Below are 25,939 nucleotides of genomic sequence, written 5' to 3'. Positions count from 1 at the left end.
CCGGAACTGTCGTACCCGTGTTTTAAGCTCGCGCGGTGGACTTGCCCGTCATGCCGCCGGTGCGGCCGATGCTCGCCAAGGCCGTGCACGCCGTCCCGCACGAGCCGGGGCTGCTGTACGAGCCCAAGTGGGACGGCTTCCGCTGCGTCGTGTTCCGCGACGGCGACGACATCGAGCTGGGTTCGCGCAACGACCGGCCGCTGACCCGCTACTTCCCGGAGCTGGTCGAGCTGCTGGCCGCCGCGCTGCCGCCCCGCTGCGTCGTCGACGGCGAGATCGTGCTGGCCACGCCCGCGGGCCTGGACTTCGAGGCGCTCCAGCTGCGGCTGCACCCGGCCGCGTCGCGGGTGCGCAAGCTCGCGGAGGAGACGCCGGCGAGCTTCGTCGCCTTCGACCTGCTCGCGCTCGGCGACACCGACCTCACCGGCGAGCCGTTCCGCGAGCGGCGCAAGCAGCTCGAGGCCATCCTGCGCACCGACGCCCACGGCCTGCAGCGCGTGCACCTGACCCCGCTGAGCGACGACCCGGCCCAGGCCGAGGACTGGTTCACCCGGTTCGAGGGCGCGGGCTTCGACGGCGTCATGGCCAAACCCGCCGACCTGCCGTACGAGCAGGACAAGCGGGTCATGTGGAAGGTCAAGCACGAGCGCACGGCCGACTGCGTCGTCGCCGGGTTCCGCCGGCACAAGGACGGCGAGGGCATCGGCTCGCTGCTGCTGGGCCTGTACGACGACGAGGGCGTGCTGCACCACGTCGGCGTGGCCAGCAGTTTCACCAAGAAGCGCCGTGCCGAGCTGGTCGAGGAGCTGGCGCCGCTGCGCGAGAACGCGCTCGAGGGCCACCCGTGGCGTACCTGGGCCGAGTACGAGCCCGACCCGGGCCGCAAGCCGGGCGCGATGAGCCGGTGGGCGCCGCAGAAGGACCTGGCCTGGGAGCCGCTGCGCATCGAACGGGTGGCGGAGGTCCGCTACGAGCACCTGCAGGGCGGCCGGTTCCGGCACGGCGGGCGGCTGGTGCGGTTCCGGCCCGACCGCACGCCGGAGTCGTGCACGTACGCCCAGCTCGACGAGGCACCGCCCGCCGAGCTGGCGAAACTGTTCGGGGAGGCTCGATGAGCGAGCCGGTCCTGCTCGACGTCGACGGCGTCGAGGTCAAGATCACCAGCCCGGCCAAGGTGTACTTCCCCGAGCGCGGCGAGACGAAGCTGGACCTCGTCGAGTACTACCGGGCGGTGTCCGGGCCGTTGCTGGCCCGGCTCGGCGGGCGCCCGCTGCTGCTGGAGCGCTACCCGGACGGCGCGGGCGGCAAGAGCTGGTTCCAGAAGCGCGTGCCGAAGGGCGCGCCGCCGTGGCTGGCCACCACGGTCGTCTCGACGCCGAACGGCACGACGAGCGACGCGCTGGTGGCGAAGGACCTGGCGCACATCCTGTGGGCGGTGAACCTCGGCTGTCTCGGCTTCCACGTCTGGCCGTACCGGGCCGACGCGCCGGAGGTCACCGACGAGCTGCGGGTCGACCTCGACCCGTCGCCCGGGGTGCGCTTCGACCAGCTGCGCGAGGCGGCGCTGCTGACCCGGGAGTTCCTGGCGGGGCACGGGATCGAGGGGCACGTGAAGACGTCGGGCTCGCGAGGGCTGCACCTGTACGTGCTGCTGGAACCGCGCTGGGACAGCTTCCAGGTGCGCGCGGCGGCGGTCGCGCTGGCGCGGGCGCTGGAGCGGCGGCACCCGGCGAAGATCACGGCGCAGTGGTGGAAGGAGGAACGCGGCTCGCGCGTGTTCGTCGACTTCAACCAGAACGCGCCGCACAAGACGGTGTTCGGGGCGTGGTGCGTGCGCCCCAGGGTGGGCGGCCAGGTGTCGACGCCGATCGCCTGGGACGAGCTGGACACGGTGGAGCCGGACACGTTCACGTTGAGCACGGTGCCGTCGAGAGTCGCCGAGCGGGGCGACCCGTGGGCCGGGGCGGGGGAGCGGCCGCAGTCGATCGAGCCGCTGCTGGAGATGTCCGAGGTCGACATGGCGAATGGGCTGATGGACGCGCCTTGGCCGCCGGTGTACCCGAAGATGCCGAACGAGCCGCCGCGGGTGGCGCCCAGCCGGGCGAAGAAGGGCTGATCGCCCACCGGGGGAGGGCCGGGTCCGGTTCGGCCGGGCCAGGTCCGCTTGGCCAGGGCCGGATCGGCCGGGCCAGCCGGGGCACCACGGCGCGCGAGCCGGTGTGGCGGGGGCTTGCCGTCAGATCCCCAGGTCCAACGCGAGCTGGCCCCGATCCGCCTCGGCCGGGGCCGATCGGGCACCCGCCGGTGGCGTGGGCAGCGTCGCCACGCAGGCCGGGCACGGCGCGATCTCCGAGGTCGTCAGGTCCACCGGTTTCCAGCTGCGGGACTCGCGCTCGCCGCAGGCCGACCGCCGGTAGCGCAGGTCGCCCGCGCGGGTCATCAGATGCGCCAGTGGCACCTCTTCCGGCAGCACGCCGACCAGGTACCAGCGTGGTGCGCTCACCGCCGTGGTCGTCATGGCCGTCAGTGTCCGTCGGCTCCGCGGTCAACCCGCGCCTTTGCCGATCTTCGGCGTGGCGGGCCGCGGCCTTATGCCTCCTCCGGCAGGTAGCGGAGGATGTGCAGCAGCCCGCGCTCGTCGACCGCCGACGGGTCGGGGGCCACGCATGCCTGCAGCTCCGCCAGGACCGTGCCCGTGTCGATGCCCGCGCCGATCAGGACCAGCTCCGTCCGCAGTCCGGCCCCCGCCGGCCACGCCGAACGCTCGAGCTGCACAAACCCGCCGACCGTGTGCAGGTGGAAGCGTGAACCCGCGCCGAAGTCCGCCTGGCCTTTCATCCGGTACAGCCCCGCCGGCCGTCGCTCGAGGAACTCCACGAACGCCTTCGGGGCCAGCGGTGTCGCCGCCGTGAACGTCACCGTCTGGTACTCCGCGTGCAGGTGCTCCGCGTGGTCGTCCTCGCGCAGGTCGTCGAACGACAGCTGGCCGACGCGCTCGCCGCGCGGCTCGGGGTCGAAGAACAGCCGCGGGTCGACGCGCCCGTGCGAGGTCACCAGCAGCGGGCGGCCCGGCGCCAGCTCCTCGAGCGTCGCCGTCACCTTCGCCAGCTTCTCCGCCGATACGCGGTCGGCCTTGTTCAGCACCACCACGTCCGCGAGCCGCACGTGGCCGGCCAGCTCCGGGTGACGTTCGCGGGCCGCGTCGAACTCGGCGGCGTCGACCACCTCGGCGAGCCCGCCGTACCGGATGCCGGGGTTCTCACTGGCGATCATCAGCCGGATCAGGTCGCGTGGCTCCGCGATGCCGCTGGCTTCGACGACGATGACGTCGATGCCCGCCTCCGCGGACGACAGCCTGCCGAGCATCGCGTCGAGCCCGCTCGCGTCCACCGCGCAGCAGAGGCAGCCGTTGCCGAGCGAGACCATCGTGTCGACCTGGCCCGCGACGGCGAGCGCGTCGACGTTCACCTGGCCGAAGTCGTTGACGACGACCCCGACCCGGGCGCCCTCGCGATTGGCGAGCAGGTGGTTGAGCAGCGTCGTCTTGCCCGCGCCGAGGAACCCGGCGACGAGGACCACGGGAATCCGGCTCACGAAACGTCCCTCCTCTGCCGATCACCGCGACTCTAACGCCGCGGTGCGCGCCGCCGGTACACGGGTGACCGCGGCCGGGAAAGGCCGCCCGCCGAAAACCCACGAAAAGACGAACCGATCCCGGCGAAAAAAGATCTTCCCCATTCCGGGACCCGCCGTGATCGAATTCCGGGAATTGCGCAGCGCCAAGTCGGGATGACGCTTGGTAGCGGGTTTTTTCCGGGCGTTTCCGCTGGAAGCGGCGAATTCACGGGCGTGCGGGGAAACCGGTGATGCCGGGCAGATTGCGCGGCGCCCGCCGCGGAGTACGCTGCCCGGCCTGGCCGGAGCCGCCAAATTCGCCGTCGACTCCGGCCGGACCTGTCGACGACGATGAGCGGAGGAAACGTGGACCTTCCCGCCGGAACGCCGGGCACGATTTCGGAGAGTGGGGCAAGGCGATGACGGTTACACCCGAGCGGGTGACATCCGCGCAGCCGGTCTGCCGGCGTGTCTCCGGGGAGCGGAGCGTCGATTCCGCGGAGGCGGAGGAATTCCTCGACCGGATGTTCGCCGAAGGCGCCGCCGAAGACGGCGTCTGCTTCGAGACCCGGCTCGCCCGCGTCCGCGCGGAAATCGCCGAAACGGGCACGTACCGGCACACCGCCGCCGAGCTGGCCTACGGCGCGCGCGTCGCGTGGCGCAACTCCGCCCGCTGCATCGGCAGGCTGTACTGGCGCAGCCTGCGGGTCCGCGACCGGCGCCGGGTCACCGGCGCCGACGCGATCGCCGGCGAGTGCGTCGCCCACCTGCGCCAGGCCACGCGCGGCGGGCGGATCCGGCCGACGATCACCGTATTCGCCCCCGGCACCCCCGCCGGTCCCGGGCCGCGCATCCACAACGAGCAGCTGATCCGCTACGCCGGTTACCGCCTCGAAGACGGTTCCGTCCTCGGCGATCCGCGCTACGCCGAGTTCACCGACCACGTGCGAAGACTCGGCTGGCGGCCCCCGGAGCGAAGAGGGTCGTTCGACGTCCTGCCGCTGGTGGTCGAGGCGGCCCCCGGTGATCCGCGGCTGTTCACGCTTCCCGCGGACGCCGTCCTCGAGGTCCCGCTGACCCACCCCGGCCACCGGTGGTTCGCCGGGCTCGGGCTGCGCTGGCACGCCGTGCCCGCGATCAGCGACATGCCGCTGGTCGTCGGCGGCGTCACCTACCCGGCCGCGCCGTTCAACGGCTGGTACCTCGGCACGGAGATCGGCGCCCGCAACCTGGCCGACGAGCAGCGCTACGACCTGCTGCCGGTCGTCGCCGAGCTGATGGGCCTGGACACGACCTCCGAGCGCACGCTGTGGCGCGATCGCGCGCTGGTCGAGCTGACGCTCGCGGTGCAGCACTCGTTCGACGCCGCCGGCGTCACGATGGCCGATCACCACACCGAGTCGCGCCGCTTCCTGTCCCATCTGGAACGCGAGGAGCGCGCCGGCCGCCGGTGCCGGGCCGACTGGAGCTGGATCGTGCCGCCGCTGTCCGGCGGCCAGACCGCGGTGTTCCACCGCTACTACGAGCCGCCCGACCCGCGGGAGCGACCGGCGTTCCTGTCACCGGGCTGAGTCGTGCCGGGTGCCCCGGGGACCACGCAGAGCAGCGTGCGAGCGCCCGTTCGGCGGATCGTCGCGGACCCACGGCGCGGCCCGGCGCGGAAAGGCCGACAATGGAACGCATGACCGCAGTCCTCGTCGCCTACGCCGGACGGCACGGCGGAACCCGGCAGATCGCCGAGGTCATCGCCGCCGAGCTCGGCGAAGCCGGGCTGAACGTGGACGTGCGCGACGCCGCCGACGTCGGCGGCGTCGACCACTACGCCGCCGTCGTCGTCGGCAGCGCGCTGTACTACCACCGGTGGCGGCCCGAAGCCGTCCGGTTGCTGGAGCGCAACGCCAAGGCGCTCGCGGAACGTCCGGTGTGGCTGTTCCACAGCGGGCCGTGCGGCCCGGGCGCGGCCACCCACCAGGTCAGCCTGCCGGCGAATGTGGCGTTGCTCGCCGCGCGCATCGACGCGGAGCGCACCGCGACCTTCGGCGGCAGGCTCGACCCGGCGACCGTGCGGGGCCTGATCCCGCGGCTGATGGCGTCGGGGCAGCGCGCGGGCGACTTCCGCGACTGGGACCGGATCAAGGCGTGGGCCCGCGACGTCGGCCGCCGCGTCCGCACGCGCGTGACCCTCTGACCCTTGCCCGTGCCCGGGGGCGGGTGCTAGACCAGCCCTGAGGCCTTCCGGTGAAGAACCGACGGGACGGGGCAAACGTGACGGATCGGCAGGCGGGGCCCGGGACAGGCAAGAAAGCGCTTACATCCGATCAGCGCAACGCGTTCCTCGCGGCGTTGCTCGGCTGGAGCATGGACTCCTTCGACTACTTCCTCGTCGTGTTCGTCCTGGCCGACATCGCCAAGGACAAGTCGTTCGGGGCGAGCGCGACCCAGCTGGCCTTCATCACCACCGCGACCCTGGTGATGCGCCCGGTCGGCGCGCTGCTGTTCGGCCTGTGGGCCGACCGGGTCGGCAGGCGGATCCCGCTGATGGCCGACGTCCTGCTGTACTCGGCGGCCGGCCTGCTGTGCGCGTTCGCGCCGAACTACACGGTGCTGCTGCTCCTGCGGTTCGGCTACGGCATCGGGATGGGCGGGGAGTGGGGCCTCGGCGCCGCGCTGGCCATGGAGAAGATCCCGGCCGGGCGCCGCGGGTTCTTTTCCGGCCTGCTCCAGGTCGGCTACTCCATCGGGTACCTGCTGGCCGCGCTCGCGTACCTGCTGTTCCACTCGGCGCTGGGCCTGCCGTGGCGCTGGATCTTCGTGCTCAGCATCCTCCCGGCGCTGATCACGCTGCTGATCCGGGCGCGGGTGCGCGAGTCGGAGGTCTGGGAGTCGACGCGGGAGAAGCTGCGGGTGACGCGGACGTCGGTCAAGGACGTCCTGCTCGACCCGAAGGTGGTCCGCCGGTTCGGCTACCTGATCCTGCTGATGACCGCGTTCAACTGGATGAGCCACGGCACCCAGGACGTCTACCCGAGCTTCCTCAAGGCCCACGAGAACGGCGGGGCCGGCCTGAGCGCGACGGCGAGCACGTGGATCGCCGTCCTGTACAACGTCGGCGCGATCATCGGCGGCCTGACCTTCGGCACGCTGTCGGAACGGCTGGGCCGCCGCCGCACGATCGTGACCGCGGCCGTGCTCGGCCTGCCGGTGATCCCGATCTTCGCCTTCGACCACGGCGCGGGCATGCTGGCGCTGGGCTCGTTCCTGATGCAGGTCATGGTGCAGGGCGCGTGGGGCGTGATCCCGGCCCACCTGACGGAGATGTCGCCGGACGCGATCCGCGGCTTCTACCCGGGCGTGACCTACCAGCTGGGCAACCTGCTCGCGGCGCTGAACCTGCCGATCCAGCAGGCGATCGCCGAGGCGCACGGCTACCCCTCGGCGCTGCTGTGGACGGTCGTGCCCGGCCTGGTGGCGGTCGCGGTCCTGACGGCGATCGGCAAGGAGGCGAAGGGCATCAGGTTCGGCGAGTCGGCCGTGGCGACGGCACCGGCGGCGAAGTAGCCCGGCGCGTCACCTGGCCGCCTTGAGCCGGCCGAGCAGTTCCAGCCATTCGACGGCCGCGGCCGTCGTCGGGTGGATCGGCAGGGCCGTGTCCAGGCCCAGCGCGTCGACCGCCCGCCGCACGACCGGAGCGCAGCCCGCGATCGCGAACGGGACGCCGGCCGCCTCGGCCTCGCCGGTGGCTTCGAGCAGGACGGCGACGCCGCGGGCGGAGCAGTGGTCCATGCCGGTGAGGTCCAGGACCAGTGCCCGCGGGGCCAGCTCGATCTCCTCGCCGAGCCGGCGCCGCAGCCGCATGGTGCCCGACACGTCGGCCTCGCCGCGCACGGCCAGCACGGTGACCTCGGGCGTGGCCGTGACCGTCATCGTCATCACGCTGTCGGCTTCGTCCCGCAGGCTCGCGTAGTGGCGGGCCATCAGCGCCTCGATGTCCAGGCCGGGCGGGTAGGGCACCGAGTCGATCTCCCGGGCCCACGCACGCAGCGCCGCGAGCACCTCGCGGTGGCGTGCGTCATCCTCGGGCCAGGCCATATCTGAGACATCGCTCCCGGGGCCTGGTTCGCAACAGTGACATCACCCACCTGGCCCAGTGAGGGAACCCGACCGGGGGACGGCGGCTCCGAGCCGGGTCAGCCGCAGTGCTCGAACCCGCTGGTGCAGGACTGGCCGTCGGCCGTGCCGCCCCACTTCACGCACTTGCCCGCCGCGGCCGCGGTGACCGGGCCGGCGAAGTAGGAGAACGAGCCCGAGTCCGTGAGCCGCGACGAGCCCTGGACTTCCAGGAACGCCGAGGCCGCCGTCGCCTTCCCGGCGGAGGCGCTCTTCATCGCGCTGACGCAGTTCCTGCCGGTGGCGGCGTTGTACGACAGGTACGCCGTGCCGGCCGTGCCGAGCGGTGCCGAGTCGATGACGCCGTAACCGCCGCCACAGGCGGGCGCGCCGAGCGCGGCCTCGCTGACGGTGGCGTACCGGATCGTGTCGTTCGCGTGGTACTCCGGCCCCGCCTCGAACAGCACACCGACCGACGACTGCGACAGCTGCACCATGTCGGAGTACGCCGCGTCCTGGCCCCACACGAGCAGGCTGCCCGCGGTGCCGGTCCAGTTCGCGCCCTCGTCGAACGACGAGTGCACCCGCAGCTCCTTGCGCCGGTCGCAAGTGGACGGCGCGGCGAACACGACCCGGTTGTACTTGCCACCCGTGTCGGTGGCGCTCATGCGCGCCGTCGAACCCTGCACGGTCGGCGCGACGAGGTCGCCGGCGAAGGCGAACTTCGAGCTGAAGGTCGCGCCGCCGTCGGAGCTGATCGCGAAGGCGCGGTTGCGCGTGCCGCCGTCCAGGCACTTGTCGCCGTCGTCGGCCTGGTTGCGCGCGGCCGCGTAGACGCGGCCGTCGAGCAGTTCCGTGACGCTGATCTCCTGCGGGTCGATCGCGGTGGACGGCGAGTCGGTCGCGCCGCGGTGCCACGTCGCGCCCCGGTCGTCGCTGTAGACCAGCGCGCCGGTGTTCTGGCCGCTGATCGTCCAGCTCACGCCGGCGACGAGCCGCCCGGCGTGCTGCCCGCGGGTGAGCACGATGCCGTGCGACGGCCCGGTGGCGAGCCAGCCGGGCGCGCTCGCGAACCCGAGTTCGGTGGTCAGCACGCGCGGCGCGCCCCACGTCTTCCCGTTGTCCTCGCTGATGGACACGCGCGGCACGCGGCCGCACGACGGGCTGGTGTAGCACTGCATCGTCGACAGCAGCACGATCCGGCTGCTGCCGGGGACGACGATCGGCACGGGGTTGCCCTTGGTGTCGCCGTTGGCCTTGATGACCGTCTGCAGCGCGCTCCACGTCTTGCCGCCGTCGGTGGACCGCTTCATGACGAGGTCGATTTCGCCGAGGTCGGCGCACGCGCTCGCGCCGCCGTTGCGGCCCTCGGCGAAGGCGAGCAGGTCGCCGTTGTCCGCCCCGACGACGGTCGGGATGCGGTAGCAGTCGTGGCCTTCGGTGTTCTTGCTGAACACCAGCGTGCTGGCGACGTCGGCCTGCGCCGTGGCGGCCGCCGGGACGGCCACGGCCGCGCACCCCAGCAGCCCGGCCAGCAGCCCTCTCGCGATGCGGGTGATCTTCACGGTCATCCTCCGAAGTCGTTCTACGTCCTACGTCTCGGCCGTAGCGTCGACCCGGCTCGTACAAGACCCGTACAACCGTGCGTATAACGTCCTATACCTGGCGCGAAAGCGAATTCAGGTGAACGCGGCCAGGGTGCCGAAGCCGGTCACCACGACGAGAGGCGTGGAGAGGGCGCCCGGAAGCACGGCGCGGCCGCCGCCGCGCAGCAACGAGCCGAGCCGGACGGCGCAGCCGAGGCCGAACAACGCGTCGGCGAGCAGCAGCGTCGATCCGGTTTTCGCGGCGTCGGGCACGACCGCCGGGACGAGGCCGGTGCTGCGGACGGCGACCATCGCCAGGAAGCCCACGACGAACAGCGGCGAGCGGCGCGTGCCCGCCGCGGCGGGTGCGTTCGGCGGCGCCGACGAGGGCGACCACCGGCGCGAGCAGCGCCACGCGGCTCGGCTTCACCACGATCGCGACGGCCACCGCGGCGGCGCCCGCGAGCCCGGCGGCCGCGACGACCTGCGCGACCTCGTGCACCGAGATCCCAGCCCAGGTGCCGGTCCGGGTCGCGTCCAGGCCGAGCGCGCCGGCGAGCAGGGGGAGCAGGCCGAGGCCGAGGGTGCCGAGGAAGGTCGTGGCGACCGTCAGCACCACGGCGGCGAGCGTGCCGGGGCCGAGCGCGAACACCGTCGGGACGGCCGGCTGCAGGCCGAGGAGGACGACACCGGCGCGCAGCAGGCGTTTCGTGATCCGGGCGACGGCCGTCCGGTGCTCTTCGGTGAGCAGCGGGGTGCTGCCGGCGACGATGCCGAGCACCACGGCGACGGTCAGCGCGCCGGCCACGGGCCACGCAGAGTTCTGTGCGTACGCCACCGCGACGCCGAGCGCGGTGATCGCGAAGCCGGAGGTTCTCGCCGACGCGAGTGCCATGGCTCCCAGCGTCGCCCGGTTCGGGGCTCCGCGGTAGCTGCCGGTGCGTGGGGAGGCCATAGACTGCGGCTGTCACCGGACCCGATCTCGACTCCCTGCGGGTGCTGGTGCTCGTCGACGACCTGGGCAGCATCGGCCAGGCGGCGGGCGCGCTCGGCATCGCCCAGCCCGCGGCGAGCAAGCGTCTGTCCACTTTGGAACGACAGCTGGGACTGTCCCTGGTGGACCGGACCCGCCGCGGCTGGGCCCAGACCCCGGACGGCCGCGTGATCGCGGGCTGGGCGCACCGCGCACTGGCCGAAGTGGACGGACTCCGCACGGGCGCGGAGGCCCTGCTCACGCAGCGTGGCGCGCAGCTGCGCGTGGCGGCGAGCATAACGCTGGCCGAGCACTTCGTGCCGGCGTGGACCGGCGAGGTCAAGCGGACCGGACCGGCTCGTGGTGGCGAACTCGGAGCAGGTCGCCGACCTGGTGGCGCGCGGCCGCTGCTGGAGCTGGGGTCGGCGTCGGCGGTGCGGAACGCGGTGATCGCGGGCGCGGGCCCGGCGGTGACCAACGAACTGGACGTGGTGCGCGAGGTGGCGGGCCGCCGTCTGGCGGCGGTGGCGGTGGCGGGAGTGGAGCTGAGCCGGGTGCTGCGAGCGGTCTGGCCGGCGGGACGGCGTTGACGGGCCCGGCGGCGGACTTGCTGACGCTGGCGGTCAAGTCCTCCACGGCGGCTTGCCGGCGATCCAACGGCGATATATCGTCGTAGTGTCGGCGATACGACCAGTGGAGGAGGAAGACGATGGGACATCCGTTCGCGGGGTTCGGAGCCGGGTTCGGCGGCGGACACGGTGCGGGTCATTTCGGGCCCGGGGGTCCGGGTTCCGGGCACGGGCCCGGCGACCACCCGGCCGGTCCGCCTCGGGGGCGGGGCCGCGGTGTGCCGGAGCACGAGCCGGGCCATGATCCCGGTGACCTGCCCGACCACCCGGGGCTGAGTCACCTCGGCGTTCCGGGGCATGTCGCCGGTCATCCGGGTTTTGGCCATGGGCCAGGCCACTTCGGTGAGCACGGCGACTTCCCTGGTCACGAGCCCTGGGAGGGCGTCCCCGACCTGGCCCGCGGGGGCTTTCCGCCGCATCCACCGCATCCGCCGCAGCCGCCTGGGTTTCCCGGGGGGCCCGGCTCCTTCGGCGGGCCCGGTGGGTGGTTCGGCGGCCCCGGTGCCTTCCAGCGGGTGCAGGAGTTCCGCGGGGGCCGCAGCCCGAGCCGTCCGGTGCGGCCCGCCGTGCTCGCGTTGCTCGCGGAGGAGCCGATGCACGGCTACCAGCTCATGCAGGAGATCCGGCGCCGGACCCAGGACCGGTGGCGGCCCAGTCCGGGCTCGGTCTACCCGATCCTGCAGCAGCTGGAGGACGAGGGGCTCGTCCACACGGTCGAGACCGGTGGCCGCCGCGTCGCCGAGCTGACCGAGGCCGGGCGGGAGCACGTCGCCGGGCGGGAAGCCGAATTCGCCGCTCTTTGGGGTGAACCGGAGGACGAGCAGGGCGCCGACCGCTTCGCCGCCCTGTGGCACGCCTTGGGCGAGCTGTCGGGCGCGGCCGCCCAGGTGGGCTACAGCGGAACGGAAGCGCAGATCACGGAGGTGAAGAAAATCCTCGCCGACGCGCGCCGCCGCGTGTACGCGGTACTCGCGGACGCCGGCCTGGAGGACGAGGACTGACCCGCACCCGGCGGCCACGGCTGAGCCGGCCCGGCCGCCGGGTGCGCCTGCCCCGCGAAACCGGATTCGTGCCGAGCTGCAGCCGTCGGGTGTGCGAGGCCGGCGCCGTGGGGCTCGCGGAACCGGAGCCGGGCACGTGCCCGGACCCAATCGTGCCGAGCCGCAGCGGCACGGCCGCCGGGGCGCGGGAGCCGAAGTCGGACCCGCCCGGCCGGATCGTCCACATCGGACTATCCCCGGCGAGTAGGCTCACTCCGCATGAAGGAGTCGGACTTCGCCGCGCACCTCACCGCCACCATGACCGGCAGCGCGCTCACCATGCTGATCGGGATCGGGCACCGCACCGGGCTCTTCCAGGCCGCCGCCCGGGGGCCCGCCACCAGTGCCGGTCTCGCCGAACGGGCCGGGCTGCACGAACGCTACGTCCGCGAATGGCTCGGGGCCATGGTCACCGGCGGCATCTTCACCTATGAAGCCGGCGAGTACACCTTCCCGACCGAGCACGCGAAATTCCTGCTCGGCGACACCGCGTCGAACCTCATGCCCTCGCTGCTGACCCTCTCCGCCTTCACCGCCATCCTGCCCGATCTGGAACGCGCCTTCGCCGAAGGCGGCGGCGTGCCCCGGTCCGCCTACGGCCCCCACCTCGAATCCCTCGGCGCGAAGACCGGCGACAGCTGGAAGCACATCTACCGCGAACACCTCGTCGACGGCTTCTTCGGTGCCGTCCCCGGTCTCACCGAGCGGCTCGCCGCCGGGGTGCGGGTGCTCGATCTCGGCTGCGGTACCGGCCACGCCATTTCAGTCGCCGCGCGCGCCTTTCCCGCCTCGCGGTTCACCGGTATCGACATCGACCGGCGCGTCGTCGACCTGGCCCGGCAGAACGCCGGCGACCTGCCGAACGCCGAGTTCGCCGTCGGGGACGCTGCCGCACTGACCGCCGATCCGCCGTACGACCTCATCACCGCCTTCGACGCCGTCCACGACCAGGACCGGCCCGACGTCGTGCTGCGGCAGGTCCGCCGGGCGCTGGCTCCCGACGGCCTGTTCTTCATGGTGGACACCTTCTTCTCCAGCGACGTGGCCCGAAACGTCGGCAACCCGCTGGCGGCCCTCACCTATTCGATCAGCCTGATGTACTGCACGACGACGTCACTCGCCGAAGGCGGCGCCGCGCTCGGCGCCATGTGGGGCACCGAGAAGGCCACCGAAATGCTGACGGACGCGGGGTTCGGGCACGTGCGCGTGGCCGCCTCCCCGCGTCCGCAGAACTGCATCTACGTCTGCCGTCCGTGACTCACTGCCGGTACGGCGCCGCCGCGGCCTTCGCGGCGGTGACCAGCGCGCCCTTGTTCTTCGGCCAGAACGTGCTGTCGACGCAGGTGTACTTCGGCAGGAAACCGCCGCAGCTGCCGCTCGACGCGCCGACCTCGAACGTCACGCTCGCGACGCCGAGTTCGCCGTAGGTGAAGTCGTCGGTCGTGCCGCTCGTGTCGTAGCCGACCGTCTCCTCGTTCGTGCCGACGAGATAGCCGTTCGACGCCGCGTACTTCGCGCCGAGCCTGCGGTACTGCGCGTCGTTCGGCGACGTGGCCTGGGTGAAGCCCCACGGGATGATGATGTCGTTGCCGTAGCTGTGCAGCGTGATCATCGTGCCCTGGGCGGTCGACGGCGCCGGGTCGTCGTTGCCGGGGCCGCGCTGGTCCGGGAAGATCGCGCGGGCCAGCTTCTCCAGGGCCTGCGTCTCCGGCTCCGACCCGGCGCTCACGCCCTGGTAGGTCTCCGCGCACGGCGAGCTGGAGTCGGCACCCCACTTGAACGTCGAGTTGCGGTTCAGGTCGACGCCGATGTTCGTGCCCGAGCAGCCGCCACGGCTGTTGTCCGCGTTCTTGCGCTGCAGCTTCGGCGAGTTCCCGCCGGAGGCGACGATGTCGACGCCGTCGGGGTTGGCGATCGGCACCACCCACACCTCGGTCGTGTCCAAAATGGACTTCGCCGTGGCGTCGGTGGCGTAGCCGTCGGCGAGGTAGTCGATCCAGCGCCAGGCGAGCTCGCCGGTCGACAGCTCGCGCGCGTGGATCTGGGCCATCAGGAAGAACTTCGGCTTCGGCGACGACGTCGAAAGCGTGCAGTCGCCCGCCTGCTTCTTGGTCAGGCAGATGGCCTGGACGTCGTGCCCGCCCTGGCCCTTCGTCTTCTTCCAGGACTGCCCGATCGTGTACTTCGTGGCCAGGTCGGGGTGCGCGGCGGCGACGGCCGCGAGGTGGTTCTCGTGCGCGGTGACGGTGCGGTATCCGCCGTAGAACGTGTCGGCCGCCAGGGAATCCGTCCGCGCGGGCACGTCCTTGTAGACGGTGTCGAAGAACGACGGCCGGTAGCCGAGCGCGCGCAGTTTCCCCGCCACGGCCTGGCCGCCGACGACGTCGATCGTGCCCGCGCCGCCCTCCTCGACGTCGAACCCGGCCGCCACCAGCGCCTGGGCCTGGGCGGCGGTCGCCGGGACACGCCAGAACACCGGCGTGTCCGCCGGCTGCGCGGCGGCCGTGCCCCCGAGCAGGGTGGTGAGCAGGACCCCGGTCGCCGCGAGGGCGAGCCGGGACAGGGACCTTGACGCCATCGGGGGAGCTCCTCACGTCGCGCGGATGGAGGTCCGGTCGGAACCCGGGGTCACCGTACCGGCACGCACAGTGTGTCGGCGCGGTACAAACCCGGCATACCCCCGAAAGTCGCGAAACCGCCGAGCGCCCCAAGGCGGCCTTGGGTGCGTCTTGCGCACCGAAGGCCACATTGGGGCGCTGTGGGCTCGCTACTTCTTCTGGCCCTGCTCGATGGCCTCGATGATCCGCGGCCGCAGCTCGGCCGCGCTGATGATCGCGTCCACCGAGCCGACCTCGACCGCGCGCTGGATGCTGTGGACGCGGTCGAACTCCGCCGCGACCTCGCTGACCTTCTCCGCGCGGACCGACGACTGGACCTCGGCCAGCTTCGCGCTCAGGGTCGCGCGGTCGGCGCCGCTGGCCGCCGCCACCTGCGTCTGCAGCTCGGTCACCCGCGGGTCGTTCGCCGTGCGCTTGTTCACCTCGCCGGAGAACACCACCGCCGCCGCCGGGGCGCCGCCCAGTACCGAGGCGAACGAGCCCTCCAGCGCCAGCACCGTCATGTTCGGGTTGAGCGCCTTGGAGAACACCACGAACGCGCCGCCGTGGTAGCGCGAGATCACGCAGAACACGATCGGGCCCTCGAAGTTGACGATCGCCCGGCCGATCTCCGCGCCGTACTCCAGCTGCAGCTTGCGCAGCGACTCCGGCGAGCCGTCGAAGCCCGACAGGTTCGCCAGCACGACGAGCGGCCGGTTGCCCGACGCCGCGTTGATCGCCCGCGCGGTCTTCTTCGACGACCGCGGGAACAGCGTGCCCGCGGTGTAGGTGTCCGGCCCGTCGGTGGGCGGGAAGCCGCGGCGGGGGACCGACCGCGACTCGATGCCGACCAGGCAGACCGGGCGCCCGCCGATGTGCACGTCCTGCACCGCCGCGGTGTCCGCGTCGGCCATGCCCGCCCAGCGCTCCAGCACCGGGTGGTCCTGGTCGGACAGCGCGCGCATCACCGTGCGGATGTCGAACGGCTTCTTGCGGTCCGGGTTGTGCTCGGCCGAGAAGATCTCGCCGACGGTCGTGAAGTCGCTGCCCACGATCGCGTGCGGGTATGTCGAGACGTCGCGGTCGACCGGGTCGGTCGTGCCGACCTTCCGCGGCCCGGCTTCGCCCGGCACGACGTACGTGTGGTCGTAGTACGCCATCAGCACCGCGCGCGCGGCCGGCAGGTTCGGCGCCCAGTACTGCGCCTGGCCGTTCGGGCCCATGACGCGGTCGTAGCCGCCGATGCCGAAGTTGTCTTCGGCCGACACGCCACCGGAGAAGTCCAGTGCCTGCTTGCCGGTGAGCACCATCGCCGAGTCCGGCGTCATCACCAGGATGCCCTTGGTGTGCATGAGCATCGTGGCTTCGGCGTTCCAGTACGGCTGGGCGCCGACGTTGATGCCGTTGACCACGATGTTGATCTCGCCGCCGTCCTGGGTGAAGTGGACGATCCGCTTGAGCGCCGCGGCGACCCAGTCCATGTTCTCGGTGCCCGAGGTCATCGAGATCCGCGCGCCGGACGACAGCGCGAACCACTCCAGCGGGACGCGCATCCGCTCGGCGAGGTCGAGCGCCGCGATGACGCGCGAGCACTCCGGCTCCGACAGCGCACCGAGCGACTTCGTCGGGTCGCCCAGCAGCACGACCCGCGTGACGCCTTCGGGGTGCCGCTCGGTCGGCGTCGTGACGACCCCGGCGACGATCGCGGCGGAGTTCTGTCCCTTCGGCCGGTCCACCGGCACCAGCACGCCGCTCTCGTCGAGGTCGTGCTCGACGAACGTGCCCTCGGGGCCGGCGAGCAGGTCGGTCAGCTCGTACGGGTAGACGTTGCCGCGCCGCGCCGCGCGCAGGACCTTGAGGCGGTAGTCGTCGAGCGGCTTGACCGGCTCGGTCGACGGGTGCCCGACGTGCAGCCGGGCGCCGTGGCCGGGGTCGAAGGTGATCCGGACGGCGAGCTCGGCCAGCTTGCCGGCGTCGGTGCGCCGGCGGGCCAGGAACTGGACCTCCTCCAGCCCGGCGCCCACCGACGTCGGCAGGATGCGCTGGACGAGCGTGTTCAGCTCCTCGGTGGTCAGCTCGGTCGGCGGCCAGACGTACATCATGATCCGGTTCGTGTCGAACCGCTTGTTCTCCGGCCGCTGCGCCTGGATGTTGCGGATCGCGTCGAGGCACGCGGTGACCGCGTCCTCCAGCGCGGGCAGCGCGACGAGCCTGCCGTCGGCCTCGCGCAGCGGCGTCAGGTCGCGGACCTGGCCCATCGCGATCAGCCGCTCGTCGGCCGGGTTGGTCTTCGCCACGGCCTTGAACAGGTAGATCTCCTCGTCCGCCGACGGCAGCCGGGTGAGGTCGAACTCGCGCAGCCGCTGCAGCTGCAGCCGCTGGGCGATCTGCGGGTGCAGGCCGCGGATCAGCCGGTCTTCGGTGAAGCCGGCGCCGTCGCGCTCGAAGGTGAAGTGGTGGTGCATCACCGCGCCGCCGGTGCCGGCCACGGTGACCACGACGCGGCGCACGCTCGGCGGCAGCGGGTGCCCGGCCAGCAGCTCGCCGAGCCGCCCGGCGGCCGCGTCGACGTCCGGCTGGTCTTCCCAGCGCAGGTACAGGTCGGCGACCACGCCCTCGGTCGCCACCTCGCCGAGCGCGCGCAGCGCGCCGGGCAGGGCGGCGAAGTCGACGGCGGTGGTGACCAGCGGCAGCACGCCGTCCGGGGTGTTCAGCTCGGCGGTCAGCCACCGCGAGCCGCCGGCCTCGCGCACGGCGACGCCGGAGAGCCTGCGGTTGCCGTAGTAGCGGCGCGTCAGCACTTCCAGCAGCGGCGCGTGATCACGGCCCGGCCGCCCGATCCGCTGCCCGATCAGCCGCACGAGGGGCTGCGATCCGGTGATCATGGCCTGGATCCGGTCGGCGCGGTCCGGCGCGTCGGGGTGCTGGTCGAGGTAGCGCAGCTCGTCGCGCACGGCCGCGTAGACGCGGGCGCGGTTGCGGCGCAGCAGCGGCTGGGCGAACCAGCGGAACACCACGCCGCGGGCCAGGTCGGACACCGCGGGGAAGCGGACCTGCGTGGCCTCGACCAGGTGCTCCAGGGTGAGCCCGGCCCGTTCGCGCAGCGCCTCCACCGGCGGCGGCCCGGTCAGCCACTGCCGCAGCAGCTCGGAGACGACGGCGACGTCGGACGCCATCCGCTGCTGGGTCAGGAAGATCCGGAAGACCGCGGACTCCAGCTCCGGCGTGCGCTCCAGGTCCGTGACGCCGTAGTGCGCCAGCACCCGCGTGAGCCTGGCCTGGAAGCCTTCGCTGACGCCGGCGCGCTCGACGTCGAGGCTCTGCAGGTAGCTGTGGAAGAACTCGCGCGGGCTGTGCACCGCGCCGTTCGGCACGGTGTCGGGCTCGCCGCCCGGGGTGTTGCGGCTCAACTCGGACAGGTCGGCGAAGACGGTCAGCAGGTCCAGCTCGCCTTCGACCGGACGGCCGCCCAGCTCGGCCCGCGCCTCGAGGTACGCGGTGAGGACGCGGCGGCGTTCGTCCGGGTCGACGTCGAAGCCGAGCAGGAGGCTGCGCAGGTCCTGCAGGCCGTGGGCGACGCGGTCGGCCGCCGACACGTCCGCCGGCGCGGGGGGCAGGTCGATCTCGACGGTTTCGGTCTCGGCGGCCGCCTCCTCGGCGGCGTCGTCGCCCAGCGGCTCCAGCCGCATCAGCGGGGCGCCGGTGGCGACCTGGCTGCCGACCGACACCGGGCATTCGCGGACCCGGGCGCGGAACGGCGCGCGCAGCACCGTCTCCATCTTCATGCTTTCCAGCACGAGGATCGGCGCGTTCGCCTCGACCTCGTCGCCGACCGACAGCGGCGTCGCGACCACCAGCGCGGGGGCGGGGGAGCGGACGACGCCGCCTTCGTCGCGGCTGACGCGGTGGGTGACGCCGTCGACCTCGACGAGGTGGATGGGGCCGTGCGTCGCGGAGATCACGCGGAAGCGCTGCCCGTTGACCAGGATCTGGCCGCTATGGGCGTCGAAGCGGTCGATCTCGACGTCGGCGCGGTGGACGTCCGAGCCGCCCGCCGAGATGCCGATCCGGAAGCGCTTCCGGCCGGCGCGCGCCACGCTCACCCGGTAGCCGACACCGCGCAGCTTCAGGTCGAGCGGGCGGCCGCTTTCGTGCCGCACCTGCGGGCGGCCACCGTGCGCGGTGGACAGCAGCCGCTGGACGGAGACCTCTTCCTCGTCCTCGTAGGCCTCGATGGCGGCGGCGGCGAGCGCGACGGCCGAGTGCTTGTGCGTGACCAGCCTGCCCTCGGCGCGGACGCGGTCGATCCAGCCGGTGTCGGCGCTCGCGTCGATCACCTCGGGCTGGTCGAGCAGGTCGAGCACGAAGCTCTTGTTGGTCGCGCCGCCCTCGATGATGACGGTGGTCTCGGCCATCGCGCGGCGCAGCCGGCCGAGGGCCTCGTCGCGGTCGCGGCCGTAGGCGATGATCTTGGCGATCATCGAGTCGAAGTCGGCGGGGATGGTGTCGCCCTCGCTGACGCCGGTGTCGACGCGGATGCCCGGGCCGGCCGGCAGCGCGAGCCGCGTGATGCGGCCGGGGGAGGGCGCGAAGTCGCGGTCGGGGTCTTCGGCGTTCAGGCGCGCCTCGATGGCGTGGCCGTTCTCGGGGGGCTGGGTGCCTTCGAGCTTGCCGCCGCCGGCCACGTGCAGCTGCAGCCGGACCAGGTCGGTCCCGGTGGTGATCTCGGTGATCGGGTGCTCGACCTGCAGGCGGGTGTTGACCTCGAGGAAGGCGAACAGCTTCTCGCCGGGGTGGTAGAGGAACTCGACGGTGCACGCGCCGCGGTAGCCGACGGCGACCGCGAGCCGCTCGGCCGACGCCTTCAGCTCGGCGGCCTGCTCCGGCTCCAGGACGGGGGACGCGGACTCCTCGATGATCTTCTGGTTGCGCCGCTGCACCGAGCAGTCGCGCACGCCGAGCGCCCACGCCGTCGCGCCGTCCGAGATCACCTGGACCTCGACGTGCCGGGCGCCGGTGACCAGGCGCTCCAGGAACACGACGCCGGAGCCGAAGGCACGCAGGGCTTCCTGGCTGGTGCGCTCGTAGGCGTCGGCCAGCTCGTCGGCCGAGGACACCTTGCGGATGCCGCGCCCGCCGCCGCCCGCGGTCGCCTTGAGCATCAGCGGGTAGCCGATCTCGCTCCCGGCGCGTAGCGCGTCCTCGAGGGTGGCGACCTCGCCGCGGCTCCACGGCGCGACCGGCACGCCGACCTCTTCGGCGATCAGCTTCGCGCCGATCTTGTCGCCGAGCTTGCGCATCGCGTCGGCGCTCGGCCCGACGAACGTGACACCGACCTTCTCGCACAGCTCCGCGAAGGCCGGGTCCTCGGCCACGAAGCCCCAGCCGACCCACGCGGCGTCGGCCTTCGTCTCGACGAGCGCCTGCTCGAGCTTGGCGAGGTCGAGGTAGGGGCGCGCCGCGGCCGGGCCGAGGTCGTAGGCGACGTCGGCTTCACGGACGAAGGTGGCGGTGCGGTCGGCGTCGGTGTAGAGGGCGACCGTCTCGATCTTCGTGCCCGTTTCCGCCGACAGGTCCCGGACGGCGTGGATCAGCCGCATCGCGGCCTCTCCGCGGTTGACGATGGCGACACGACTGAACACCGGCTGAGCCTCCCAAGTACGCACGCACAGAAGGCGACGCACCTGTCGTGGGGCGTCGCCTGCACCTGTCTACACCCTGCTGGATTACCGCCGGGTAGACCAATGTCCGCCATGGCGCATGCCGAGGCGGCTGCGTTGTGGGAACCCCACAAAAAGCGACCCGCGCCACACCGCGCGGACCGGCTTTCTCGCGAGGACTGCCACAAAGCACGGTCGGGAGCTTACGGCGCGAACGGTAGGGAAACCCCCGGTGGCGGGAAAGTACGGGTCCCCTGTTTCGCACGGTCCGACTCCGGACAGCGGCGGCCGCCCGAGTCGGGGGCGGCCGGGTGGAGCGGGTTCCCCGGTGGTTCCGGTCCGGCGGGCTGCCGGGTGAAGCGGGTCCGCCAGGCCGGAGGTGGTGGTCCGGGTCGGGGCCGCCGGGTGGAGCGGGTCGCCGGGCGGGTGCGGTGGTTCCGGTCCGGCGTCTGCCGGGTGGAGCGGGTCCACCAGGCCGAATACCGCCGGAGTCCGAGGACCTGCCGGTGGAGCGGGTCCGCTGGCCAGGATGCGGCCGTCCGGTCAGGAGGCGAGCAGGATGTCCGATTCGAGGACCTGGCCCAGTTCGCGGCGTTCGGCGGCCGAGAGCGGCACGGCGGCCACGTCGCACCGGCCGTCCGGGCCCGGGGCGGTCGTGATGGCCAGCACCGGCTTGCCGTCGACTTCGCGCAGCGTCACGCGGCCGCCGCAGGAGAGGTCCACCGTGACGCCGGGGCGCGTGCGATCCCGGCCCAGCCAGCGGCTGACGAAGTCGAAGGTCATCGCGGTCTCCCCTCGGTCACAGGCACGGTCACAAGCACGGCCCCGGGCACAGGTGTCCCTTGTTGATTCCCCGGATACCTCACGTTCACACCCGATCGGGCGGAAAAATCGGCGGCGACCGGCCGGCCGCGTCATCGATCGTGTGGTGGCCGGCGCGCACGGGACCGGGCCGGCACCCCCCGACGCGGTGCCGGCCCGTCCTCCCGCCCTCAGTGCAGCGGCGCCTCCAGCACGTACCGCTTGGCCAGCCCGGCGCCGCAGTCGACCTCGACGGTCCGGCGGATGACCTGGGCGCCGTCGTCCCCGCGCAGGGCGTAGCCGACGGCCGTCGAGTCCGGGATCGTCCGGACCTCCGCGGGCACCCGGCCGCCCGCGGACAGCCGGCGCAGCAGCCGCTGCAGCGGCGCGTCCAGTGCCTCGTCCACAGTGGACGCACGCGCCGTGGCGCGCGAGTCCGCCGGCGCCGCCGGGGCGCTCTCGGCCAGCCGCTCGACCTCGCGGGTGGCGTCGACGATCGTGGTCACCGTGCCCGCGCCGTCGATGGACACCCGGACCTCGCCGAGGCCGGGCGTGACCACCGGGTGCCCGTCGACCAGCTGCGTGAACACCACATGGGTCTCGCGCACCCGCGGATCGGCGACCTCGTCGGCGGTGCCGCCGGCGTGGTACTGGTGACGGACCTTGTCGGCCACGAGGTCGACGCGGTCGGCCAGCCCGAACGTCTCGACGGCGTCCTGCGCGATCCGGACGGCTTCGGCGGCGCTCGGCGCGTCGCGGCCGGTGCCGTCGGGCTCGGCGAAGGTGATCTCGCGGACCCCGCGCGGGTCGACGCTCAGCCGCGGCCCGCCCTGGCCGTCGCCCAGCACGAGGCCGTGCGGGCCCGCCGTGGCCGCCACCGGGCCGTCGAGCCGGACGCCGAAGTGGCCGGCCAGCTCGGTCAGCCGCGCGGACGACAGCCGCTGCGGCGCGAACCGGGCCGTGCGTGGGGTGCCCGGCAGCTCCAGGCGCGGCGTGCTGATGCTCCGGGCGGCGTCGTACCAGGTCCACCACCACCAGTTCTTCGACGCGGCGGCGGGGTCGAAGGTGCCCTCGTTGAACAGCCGGTCCTGCGCCTCGGCCTGCGTCGCCCCGCAGGCGACGACCGAGGGCGCCTGGTGGTGGTCGATGTCCCACGACGCGTCGAGCCACGCCTTGCTGAACTTGTGGCCGTTGCCGTTCCACTTGCCGAAGAAGAACGCACCGTAGTTCGGGCTGTCGACGCTGGTCGTTTCGAAGCCGAAGATCATCCGCAGGCCCAGGTTGGCCGCGTCCCACGTGCGGATCGGGCTGTTGCCGTCGCCGATGCGCAGCGAGAGGCAGGTGGAGAAGAACAGGTAGCGCGCGACCTCGTTGCCCAGCCGCATCTCGGCCGAGCTGGTCCAGGCCGAGCCGCCCCAGGTGCCGCCCATCGGCATCCGGAACACGCCACCGGCGTCCATCGTCCCGTGCCCGGAGTGGTACTCGGCGACGCAGGCGTCGAAGCCGTAGGTGCCCTGCCAGTCGTCGTATTCCTCGCCGTAGATCCAGGACAGCACCCCGCCGTCGCGGTACCAGAAGTTCGGGGCCGTGAACTGGTTGACGTAATTGTAGAAACCGCCGGCGTCCTCGTGGGTGGCGGACAGGTCGGTGATTCCCGGCGGAAAGTCCTCGATCGAGCAGACGCCGTACCGGTTCGCGCCGCGATCGGCACGCAGGCCGGTGGTGCCGAACGGATCTCGCGACGTCAGCGCGCGTGCGGCGGCCGGTGTGCCCGGTGGCGCGGCGACCGCGCCGTTCTTCAGCAATGCCATGGTTTCCTCCCCGGATGTGGCGTCGTCGAACGCCGTGACGCTACCGGCGGAATCGGGCAAAGCAGCCGGATACATCTTTTTGCCACACCTTCAGCGCAATTTTTTCACCGCTGCACCGATTCCGTGGACGTTTCCCGTGTGCGGCGGGCAGGCGGTGGGGACCCACCGGCCACAGTGGACCTCGCGGGGTTCCGCCATGATGTCGGGATGAAACTCGGGCAGCTGGCGGCGACGGCGCGGGATCTGTTCTCCGCGAAACTGGTCTACGGGGAGCCGGTGGAACGCGACGGCGCGGTCGTGATCCCGGCCGCCACGGTGTTCGGCGGCGGAGGCGGCGGCGCGGGCGACACCGAAGCGCTGCCGGTGCGCGAAGGCGCCGGCTTCGGGGTGTTCGCCCGGCCCGCGGGGGCGTTCGTCGTCCGCGACGGCGGCGTGACGTGGGTGCCCGCGGTCGACGTGACGCGGCTCGGGCTGGCCGCCGCCGTCACCGTCGTCGCGCTCGCCGGGATCCTCGCCCGCCGCGTCAGGTCCTGACCGGCACCGGCGGCCGCGCGCCGAAAGTTCACCGGCGGTTCTTGTCCGCGTTCGCGTTCCTCACTTAGCGTCGGGGCGTCTTTCGATGCGGAGGTACGCATGAGTTCTGGGGACTTCAGCCGGCGCACGCTGCTGCGCGCGGGCGGCGTGGCCGCGGCCGGCGCGGCGATGGGGATGCTGCCCGGCGTGGCGTTCGCCGCCCAGCCGGGCGGCACGGGCACGCAGACCAAAACCGTCACCGGCACGCTGAAGCCGGACGTCCCGGACTGGTACTACCTGCCGGTCGACGTCCCGCGCGGGGTCCGGCAGATCGACGTCGTCTACTCCTACGCCAAACCGCCGGTGCCCGCCGGCACCCGCGGCAACGCCTGCGACATCGGCGTGTTCGGGCCGGAAGGCCACGAACTGGGCAACGCCCGCGGCTTCCGCGGCTGGTCGGGCGGCTTCCGGGACCGGTTCTCGATCAACGCCTCCGAAGCGACGCCGGGCTACCTGGCCGGCCCGATCACGCCCGGCCGGTGGCACGTCATCCTCGGCCCCTACACCGTCGCGCCGCAGGGGCTCGACTACAAGGTCGACATCACGCTCACCTTCGGCCCGGACGGCACTCCGTTCGTCCCGGACCCGGCCCCGGAGTCCGCCCCGGCGCGCGACCGGGGCCGCGCCTGGTACCGCGGCGACGGCCACCTGCACACCGTCCACTCCGACGGCCGCCGCACGCCGGAGCAGCTGGTCGCCGACGCGCGCGCCGCCGGGCTGGACTTCATCGTCTCCACCGACCACAACACGTCCAGCTCCCAGCTGGTGTGGGGCCGGTACGCCACCGACGACCTGCTGATCCTCAACGGCGAAGAGGTGACGACGCGGTCCGGGCACTGGCCGGCCATCGGCCTGCCCGCCGGCACGTGGATCGACTGGCGCTACCGCGCGGGCGACCCGCAGGACTTCCGCCGCTTCACCGACCAGGTGCACCGCGCGGGCGGCCTGGTCACCGCCGCGCACCCGTTCGCCGGCTGCTTCGGCTGCACCTACGAGTTCGCCTACGAGCTGGCCGATCTCGTCGAGGTGTGGAACGGCCCGTGGACCCAGGACGACGAGGCGAGCGTCATCCACTGGGACGGCCTGCTGCGCGGCGGCCGGTTCATCCCGGCGATCGGCGACTCCGACGCGCACAACCCGGACCAGCGGGTCGCGCTCCCGCACACCGTCGTGCTGGCCGACCGGCTGCGCCGACAGGAGCTGCTGGCCGGGCTGAAGGCCGGCCGGTCGTGGCTGGCCGAGTCGGCGGCCGTCCAGCTCGACTTCACCGCCTCCGGCGGCGGCCGCACGGCAGGCATCGGCGAACGGCTGCCACTGGGCACCGGAACGCCCGTGACGGTGAAGGCGGTCGTCGGCGGGGTTCCGGGGACGACGGTGACGTTCCTCGACCAGCTCGGCCCGGAACACACCGAGACCGTCGGCGACTCGGGCGCGGCCACGGTGACGTGGACGACGTACCCGCGTTACTCGCGCTGGGTGCGGGTCGAGGTCCGCCGCCCGTCCGGCGGCCCGAACACGACCCAGCCGAACGCCATGGTCGCGATGTCGAACCCGATCTTCCTCGGCACCGGCCACTGAACCCGCGCCCGGCCCGCGGCGTCCTGTCTTTGGCAGACTGGGGCGAACGGGTGAAGGCGAGGCAGGGTGCGGGGTTGTGGCCTGAAGGTGGCGCTCTTCCTGGGGGCGGTCGTCGTGCTGACCGCGGGGATCGTCGTGGCGGTCGTGCTGACGCGCAGCCCGGTCCGGACGCCGGGCTGCACGGTGGCGCTGCCGGGGCAGGGCGCGTACACGTTCACGCCCGAGCAGGCGAACAACGCGGCGACGATCGCGGCCGTCGGGACGAAGCTGGGCCTGCCGCCGCACGCGGCCACGGTCGCGCTGGCCACGGCGCTGCAGGAGTCGAAGCTGCGCAACCTCGAGGGCGGCGACCGCGACTCGGTGGGACTGTTCCAGCAGCGGCCCAGCCAGGGCTGGGGCACGGTGGCCCAGCTGCGTGACCCGGTCTACGCGGCGACGGCGTTCTACGAGAAGCTGGACAAGCTGCCGGGCTGGGAGGCGATGCCGATCACCGAGGCGGCCCAGGCGATCCAGCGCTCCGGCGTCCCGGGTGCGTACGCGCAGTGGGAGCCGCAGTCCCGCGCGCTGGCCGCCGCGTTCACCGGCCAGGTCCCGGCCGCGCTGACCTGCCGGAACCTGACGCTGGCGGCGCCGGCGGACGTGGCCGCGGCGGCGACCGGCGAACTGGGCACGGCCCGGTTGAGCGGCGCGCACCCGGCGGGGGAGGGCTGGACGTACGCGAGCTGGCTGGTCGGCCGGGCCGAAGCGCTGGGCGTGGACAAGGTGAGCTTCGCCGGCCAGACGTGGACGGCGGAGTCCGGAGCCTGGGCCCAGGACTCCGCCGCGGGCGCCGACCTGTCGCTGCACCAGGCTCCGGCTGCCCGGCAGAGCGAGTGACGGACCAGCACTTCGGTGCGTCGGACACACCCCGGGGCCGCCGGAAGACGGCGCAGCAGGGGGACCTGAAGGCCTGACCGGCCGTTCCTCGGC

Annotated in this window: 18 protein-coding genes and 2 pseudogenes; 11 read left to right on the top strand and 9 right to left on the bottom strand. The window is 72.9% G+C overall.

The annotated features are described in order from the left end of the window. Positions 1-35 precede the first annotated feature (35 nt). Both BT341_RS29450 and ligD read left to right on the top strand, forming a co-directional pair. A complete protein-coding gene (locus BT341_RS29450) occupies positions 36-1,115 on the top strand; it encodes an ATP-dependent DNA ligase (protein WP_177328918.1) in 1,080 nt (359 codons plus the stop codon). Further along, on the top strand, positions 1,112-2,116 hold the full coding sequence (gene ligD, locus BT341_RS29445) for a non-homologous end-joining DNA ligase (protein WP_072479370.1): 1,005 nt from the start codon (positions 1,112-1,114) through the stop codon (positions 2,114-2,116). The genes BT341_RS29450 and ligD overlap by 4 nt, the downstream gene beginning before the upstream one ends. A 120-nt stretch (positions 2,117-2,236) precedes the next feature. On the opposite strand, the gene BT341_RS29440 is transcribed toward ligD, so the two are convergent. Further along, the gene (locus tag BT341_RS29440) at positions 2,237-2,518 is read right to left on the bottom strand and encodes a hypothetical protein (RefSeq protein ID WP_072479369.1); all 282 of its coding nucleotides are present in this window, start codon (positions 2,516-2,518) and stop codon (positions 2,237-2,239) included. Positions 2,519-2,589: 71 nt separating this feature from the next. After that, on the bottom strand, positions 2,590-3,594 hold the full coding sequence (locus tag BT341_RS29435; protein WP_072479368.1) for a CobW family GTP-binding protein: 1,005 nt from the start codon (positions 3,592-3,594) through the stop codon (positions 2,590-2,592). Between the two features lie 440 nt (positions 3,595-4,034). Here BT341_RS29435 and BT341_RS29430 point away from each other — a divergent pair, with 440 nt between their 5' ends. From BT341_RS29430 to BT341_RS29420, 3 genes are all read left to right on the top strand, one after another. Further along, positions 4,035-5,186, top strand: coding sequence for a nitric oxide synthase oxygenase (locus BT341_RS29430; RefSeq protein ID WP_072479367.1), 1,152 nt, complete (start codon positions 4,035-4,037; stop codon positions 5,184-5,186). 110 nt (positions 5,187-5,296) lie between these two features. Beyond that, positions 5,297-5,803, top strand: coding sequence for a flavodoxin domain-containing protein (locus BT341_RS29425; protein ID WP_072482245.1), 507 nt, complete (start codon positions 5,297-5,299; stop codon positions 5,801-5,803). 77 nt (positions 5,804-5,880) lie between these two features. Next, positions 5,881-7,173 carry an MFS transporter gene (locus BT341_RS29420; RefSeq protein WP_072479366.1) on the top strand — a complete coding sequence of 431 codons (1,293 nt, stop codon included), beginning with the start codon at positions 5,881-5,883 and terminating at the stop codon, positions 7,171-7,173. 9 nt (positions 7,174-7,182) lie between these two features. Here BT341_RS29420 and BT341_RS29415 read toward each other — a convergent pair whose 3' ends face one another. The 3 genes and pseudogenes from BT341_RS29415 to BT341_RS29405 all read right to left on the bottom strand — a co-directional run bounded on the left by BT341_RS29415 (position 7,183) and on the right by BT341_RS29405 (position 10,203). After that, complete coding sequence (locus tag BT341_RS29415) at positions 7,183-7,704, bottom strand: STAS domain-containing protein (RefSeq protein WP_245805146.1); 522 nt, start codon at positions 7,702-7,704, stop codon at positions 7,183-7,185. A gap of 98 nt (positions 7,705-7,802) precedes the next feature. After that, on the bottom strand, positions 7,803-9,287 hold the full coding sequence (locus BT341_RS29410; protein WP_072482243.1) for a sialidase family protein: 1,485 nt from the start codon (positions 9,285-9,287) through the stop codon (positions 7,803-7,805). Positions 9,288-9,401: 114 nt separating this feature from the next. Continuing rightward, a pseudogene (locus BT341_RS29405) lies at positions 9,402-10,203 on the bottom strand (putative sulfate exporter family transporter). 95 nt (positions 10,204-10,298) lie between these two features. Between BT341_RS29405 and BT341_RS29400 the strand changes: the two are divergent. From BT341_RS29400 to BT341_RS29390, 3 genes and pseudogenes are all read left to right on the top strand, one after another. Continuing rightward, a pseudogene (locus BT341_RS29400) lies at positions 10,299-10,957 on the top strand (LysR family transcriptional regulator). A gap of 468 nt (positions 10,958-11,425) precedes the next feature. Beyond that, the gene (locus BT341_RS29395) at positions 11,426-11,911 is read left to right on the top strand and encodes a PadR family transcriptional regulator (protein WP_245805144.1); all 486 of its coding nucleotides are present in this window, start codon (positions 11,426-11,428) and stop codon (positions 11,909-11,911) included. A 258-nt stretch (positions 11,912-12,169) separates the two neighbouring features. Beyond that, positions 12,170-13,207: a class I SAM-dependent methyltransferase gene (locus tag BT341_RS29390; RefSeq protein WP_072479365.1), complete on the top strand. Its 1,038-nt coding sequence runs from the start codon at positions 12,170-12,172 to the stop codon at positions 13,205-13,207. A gap of 1 nt (position 13,208) precedes the next feature. Here the strand turns inward: BT341_RS29390 and BT341_RS29385 are convergent, their stop codons facing one another. From BT341_RS29385 to BT341_RS29370, 4 genes are all read right to left on the bottom strand, one after another. Next, complete coding sequence (locus BT341_RS29385; RefSeq protein ID WP_072479364.1) at positions 13,209-14,528, bottom strand: M14 family zinc carboxypeptidase; 1,320 nt, start codon at positions 14,526-14,528, stop codon at positions 13,209-13,211. A gap of 189 nt (positions 14,529-14,717) precedes the next feature. Beyond that, on the bottom strand, positions 14,718-20,189 hold the full coding sequence (locus BT341_RS29380; protein ID WP_072479363.1) for an ATP-binding protein: 5,472 nt from the start codon (positions 20,187-20,189) through the stop codon (positions 14,718-14,720). A gap of 561 nt (positions 20,190-20,750) precedes the next feature. Then, positions 20,751-20,990, bottom strand: a complete 240-nt coding sequence (locus BT341_RS29375) for a hypothetical protein (protein WP_072479362.1) — start codon at positions 20,988-20,990, stop codon at positions 20,751-20,753. Positions 20,991-21,199: 209 nt separating this feature from the next. Then, positions 21,200-22,819, bottom strand: a complete 1,620-nt coding sequence (locus BT341_RS29370; RefSeq protein ID WP_072479361.1) for a DUF6345 domain-containing protein — start codon at positions 22,817-22,819, stop codon at positions 21,200-21,202. A gap of 207 nt (positions 22,820-23,026) precedes the next feature. On the opposite strand from BT341_RS29370, the gene BT341_RS29365 reads away from it, so the two are divergent. The 3 genes from BT341_RS29365 to BT341_RS29355 all read left to right on the top strand — a co-directional run bounded on the left by BT341_RS29365 (position 23,027) and on the right by BT341_RS29355 (position 25,846). Beyond that, positions 23,027-23,353, top strand: coding sequence for a hypothetical protein (locus BT341_RS29365; protein ID WP_072479360.1), 327 nt, complete (start codon positions 23,027-23,029; stop codon positions 23,351-23,353). 99 nt (positions 23,354-23,452) lie between these two features. Next, positions 23,453-24,970, top strand: coding sequence for a CehA/McbA family metallohydrolase (locus tag BT341_RS29360; protein WP_072479359.1), 1,518 nt, complete (start codon positions 23,453-23,455; stop codon positions 24,968-24,970). Between the two features lie 81 nt (positions 24,971-25,051). Beyond that, positions 25,052-25,846 carry a hypothetical protein gene (locus tag BT341_RS29355; RefSeq protein ID WP_425426495.1) on the top strand — a complete coding sequence of 265 codons (795 nt, stop codon included), beginning with the start codon at positions 25,052-25,054 and terminating at the stop codon, positions 25,844-25,846. Positions 25,847-25,939 lie beyond the last annotated feature (93 nt).

Origin of the sequence: Amycolatopsis australiensis (assembly GCF_900119165.1) — a bacterium.
Lineage (GTDB): Bacteria > Actinomycetota > Actinomycetes > Mycobacteriales > Pseudonocardiaceae > Amycolatopsis > Amycolatopsis australiensis.
The sequence above is the reverse complement of the archived record's forward strand: the minus strand, read 5'-3'. Positions and strand labels throughout refer to the sequence as shown.

What these genes read in the sequence shown, in the direction of transcription:
- ligD (WP_072479370.1), top strand. Translation starts at nt 1,112, where the DNA reads ATGAGCGAGCCGGTCCTGCTCGACGTCGACGGCGTCGAGGTCAAGATC.
- BT341_RS29440 (WP_072479369.1), bottom strand. Translation starts at nt 2,518, where the DNA reads ATGACGACCACGGCGGTGAGCGCACCACGCTGGTACCTGGTCGGCGTG.
- BT341_RS29430 (WP_072479367.1), top strand. Translation starts at nt 4,035, where the DNA reads ATGACGGTTACACCCGAGCGGGTGACATCCGCGCAGCCGGTCTGCCGG.
- BT341_RS29425 (WP_072482245.1), top strand. Translation starts at nt 5,297, where the DNA reads ATGACCGCAGTCCTCGTCGCCTACGCCGGACGGCACGGCGGAACCCGG.
- BT341_RS29415 (WP_245805146.1), bottom strand. Translation starts at nt 7,704, where the DNA reads ATGGCCTGGCCCGAGGATGACGCACGCCACCGCGAGGTGCTCGCGGCG.
- BT341_RS29390 (WP_072479365.1), top strand. Translation starts at nt 12,170, where the DNA reads ATGAAGGAGTCGGACTTCGCCGCGCACCTCACCGCCACCATGACCGGC.
- BT341_RS29385 (WP_072479364.1), bottom strand. Translation starts at nt 14,528, where the DNA reads ATGGCGTCAAGGTCCCTGTCCCGGCTCGCCCTCGCGGCGACCGGGGTC.
- BT341_RS29375 (WP_072479362.1), bottom strand. Translation starts at nt 20,990, where the DNA reads ATGACCTTCGACTTCGTCAGCCGCTGGCTGGGCCGGGATCGCACGCGC.
- BT341_RS29370 (WP_072479361.1), bottom strand. Translation starts at nt 22,819, where the DNA reads ATGGCATTGCTGAAGAACGGCGCGGTCGCCGCGCCACCGGGCACACCG.
- BT341_RS29365 (WP_072479360.1), top strand. Translation starts at nt 23,027, where the DNA reads ATGAAACTCGGGCAGCTGGCGGCGACGGCGCGGGATCTGTTCTCCGCG.
- BT341_RS29360 (WP_072479359.1), top strand. Translation starts at nt 23,453, where the DNA reads ATGAGTTCTGGGGACTTCAGCCGGCGCACGCTGCTGCGCGCGGGCGGC.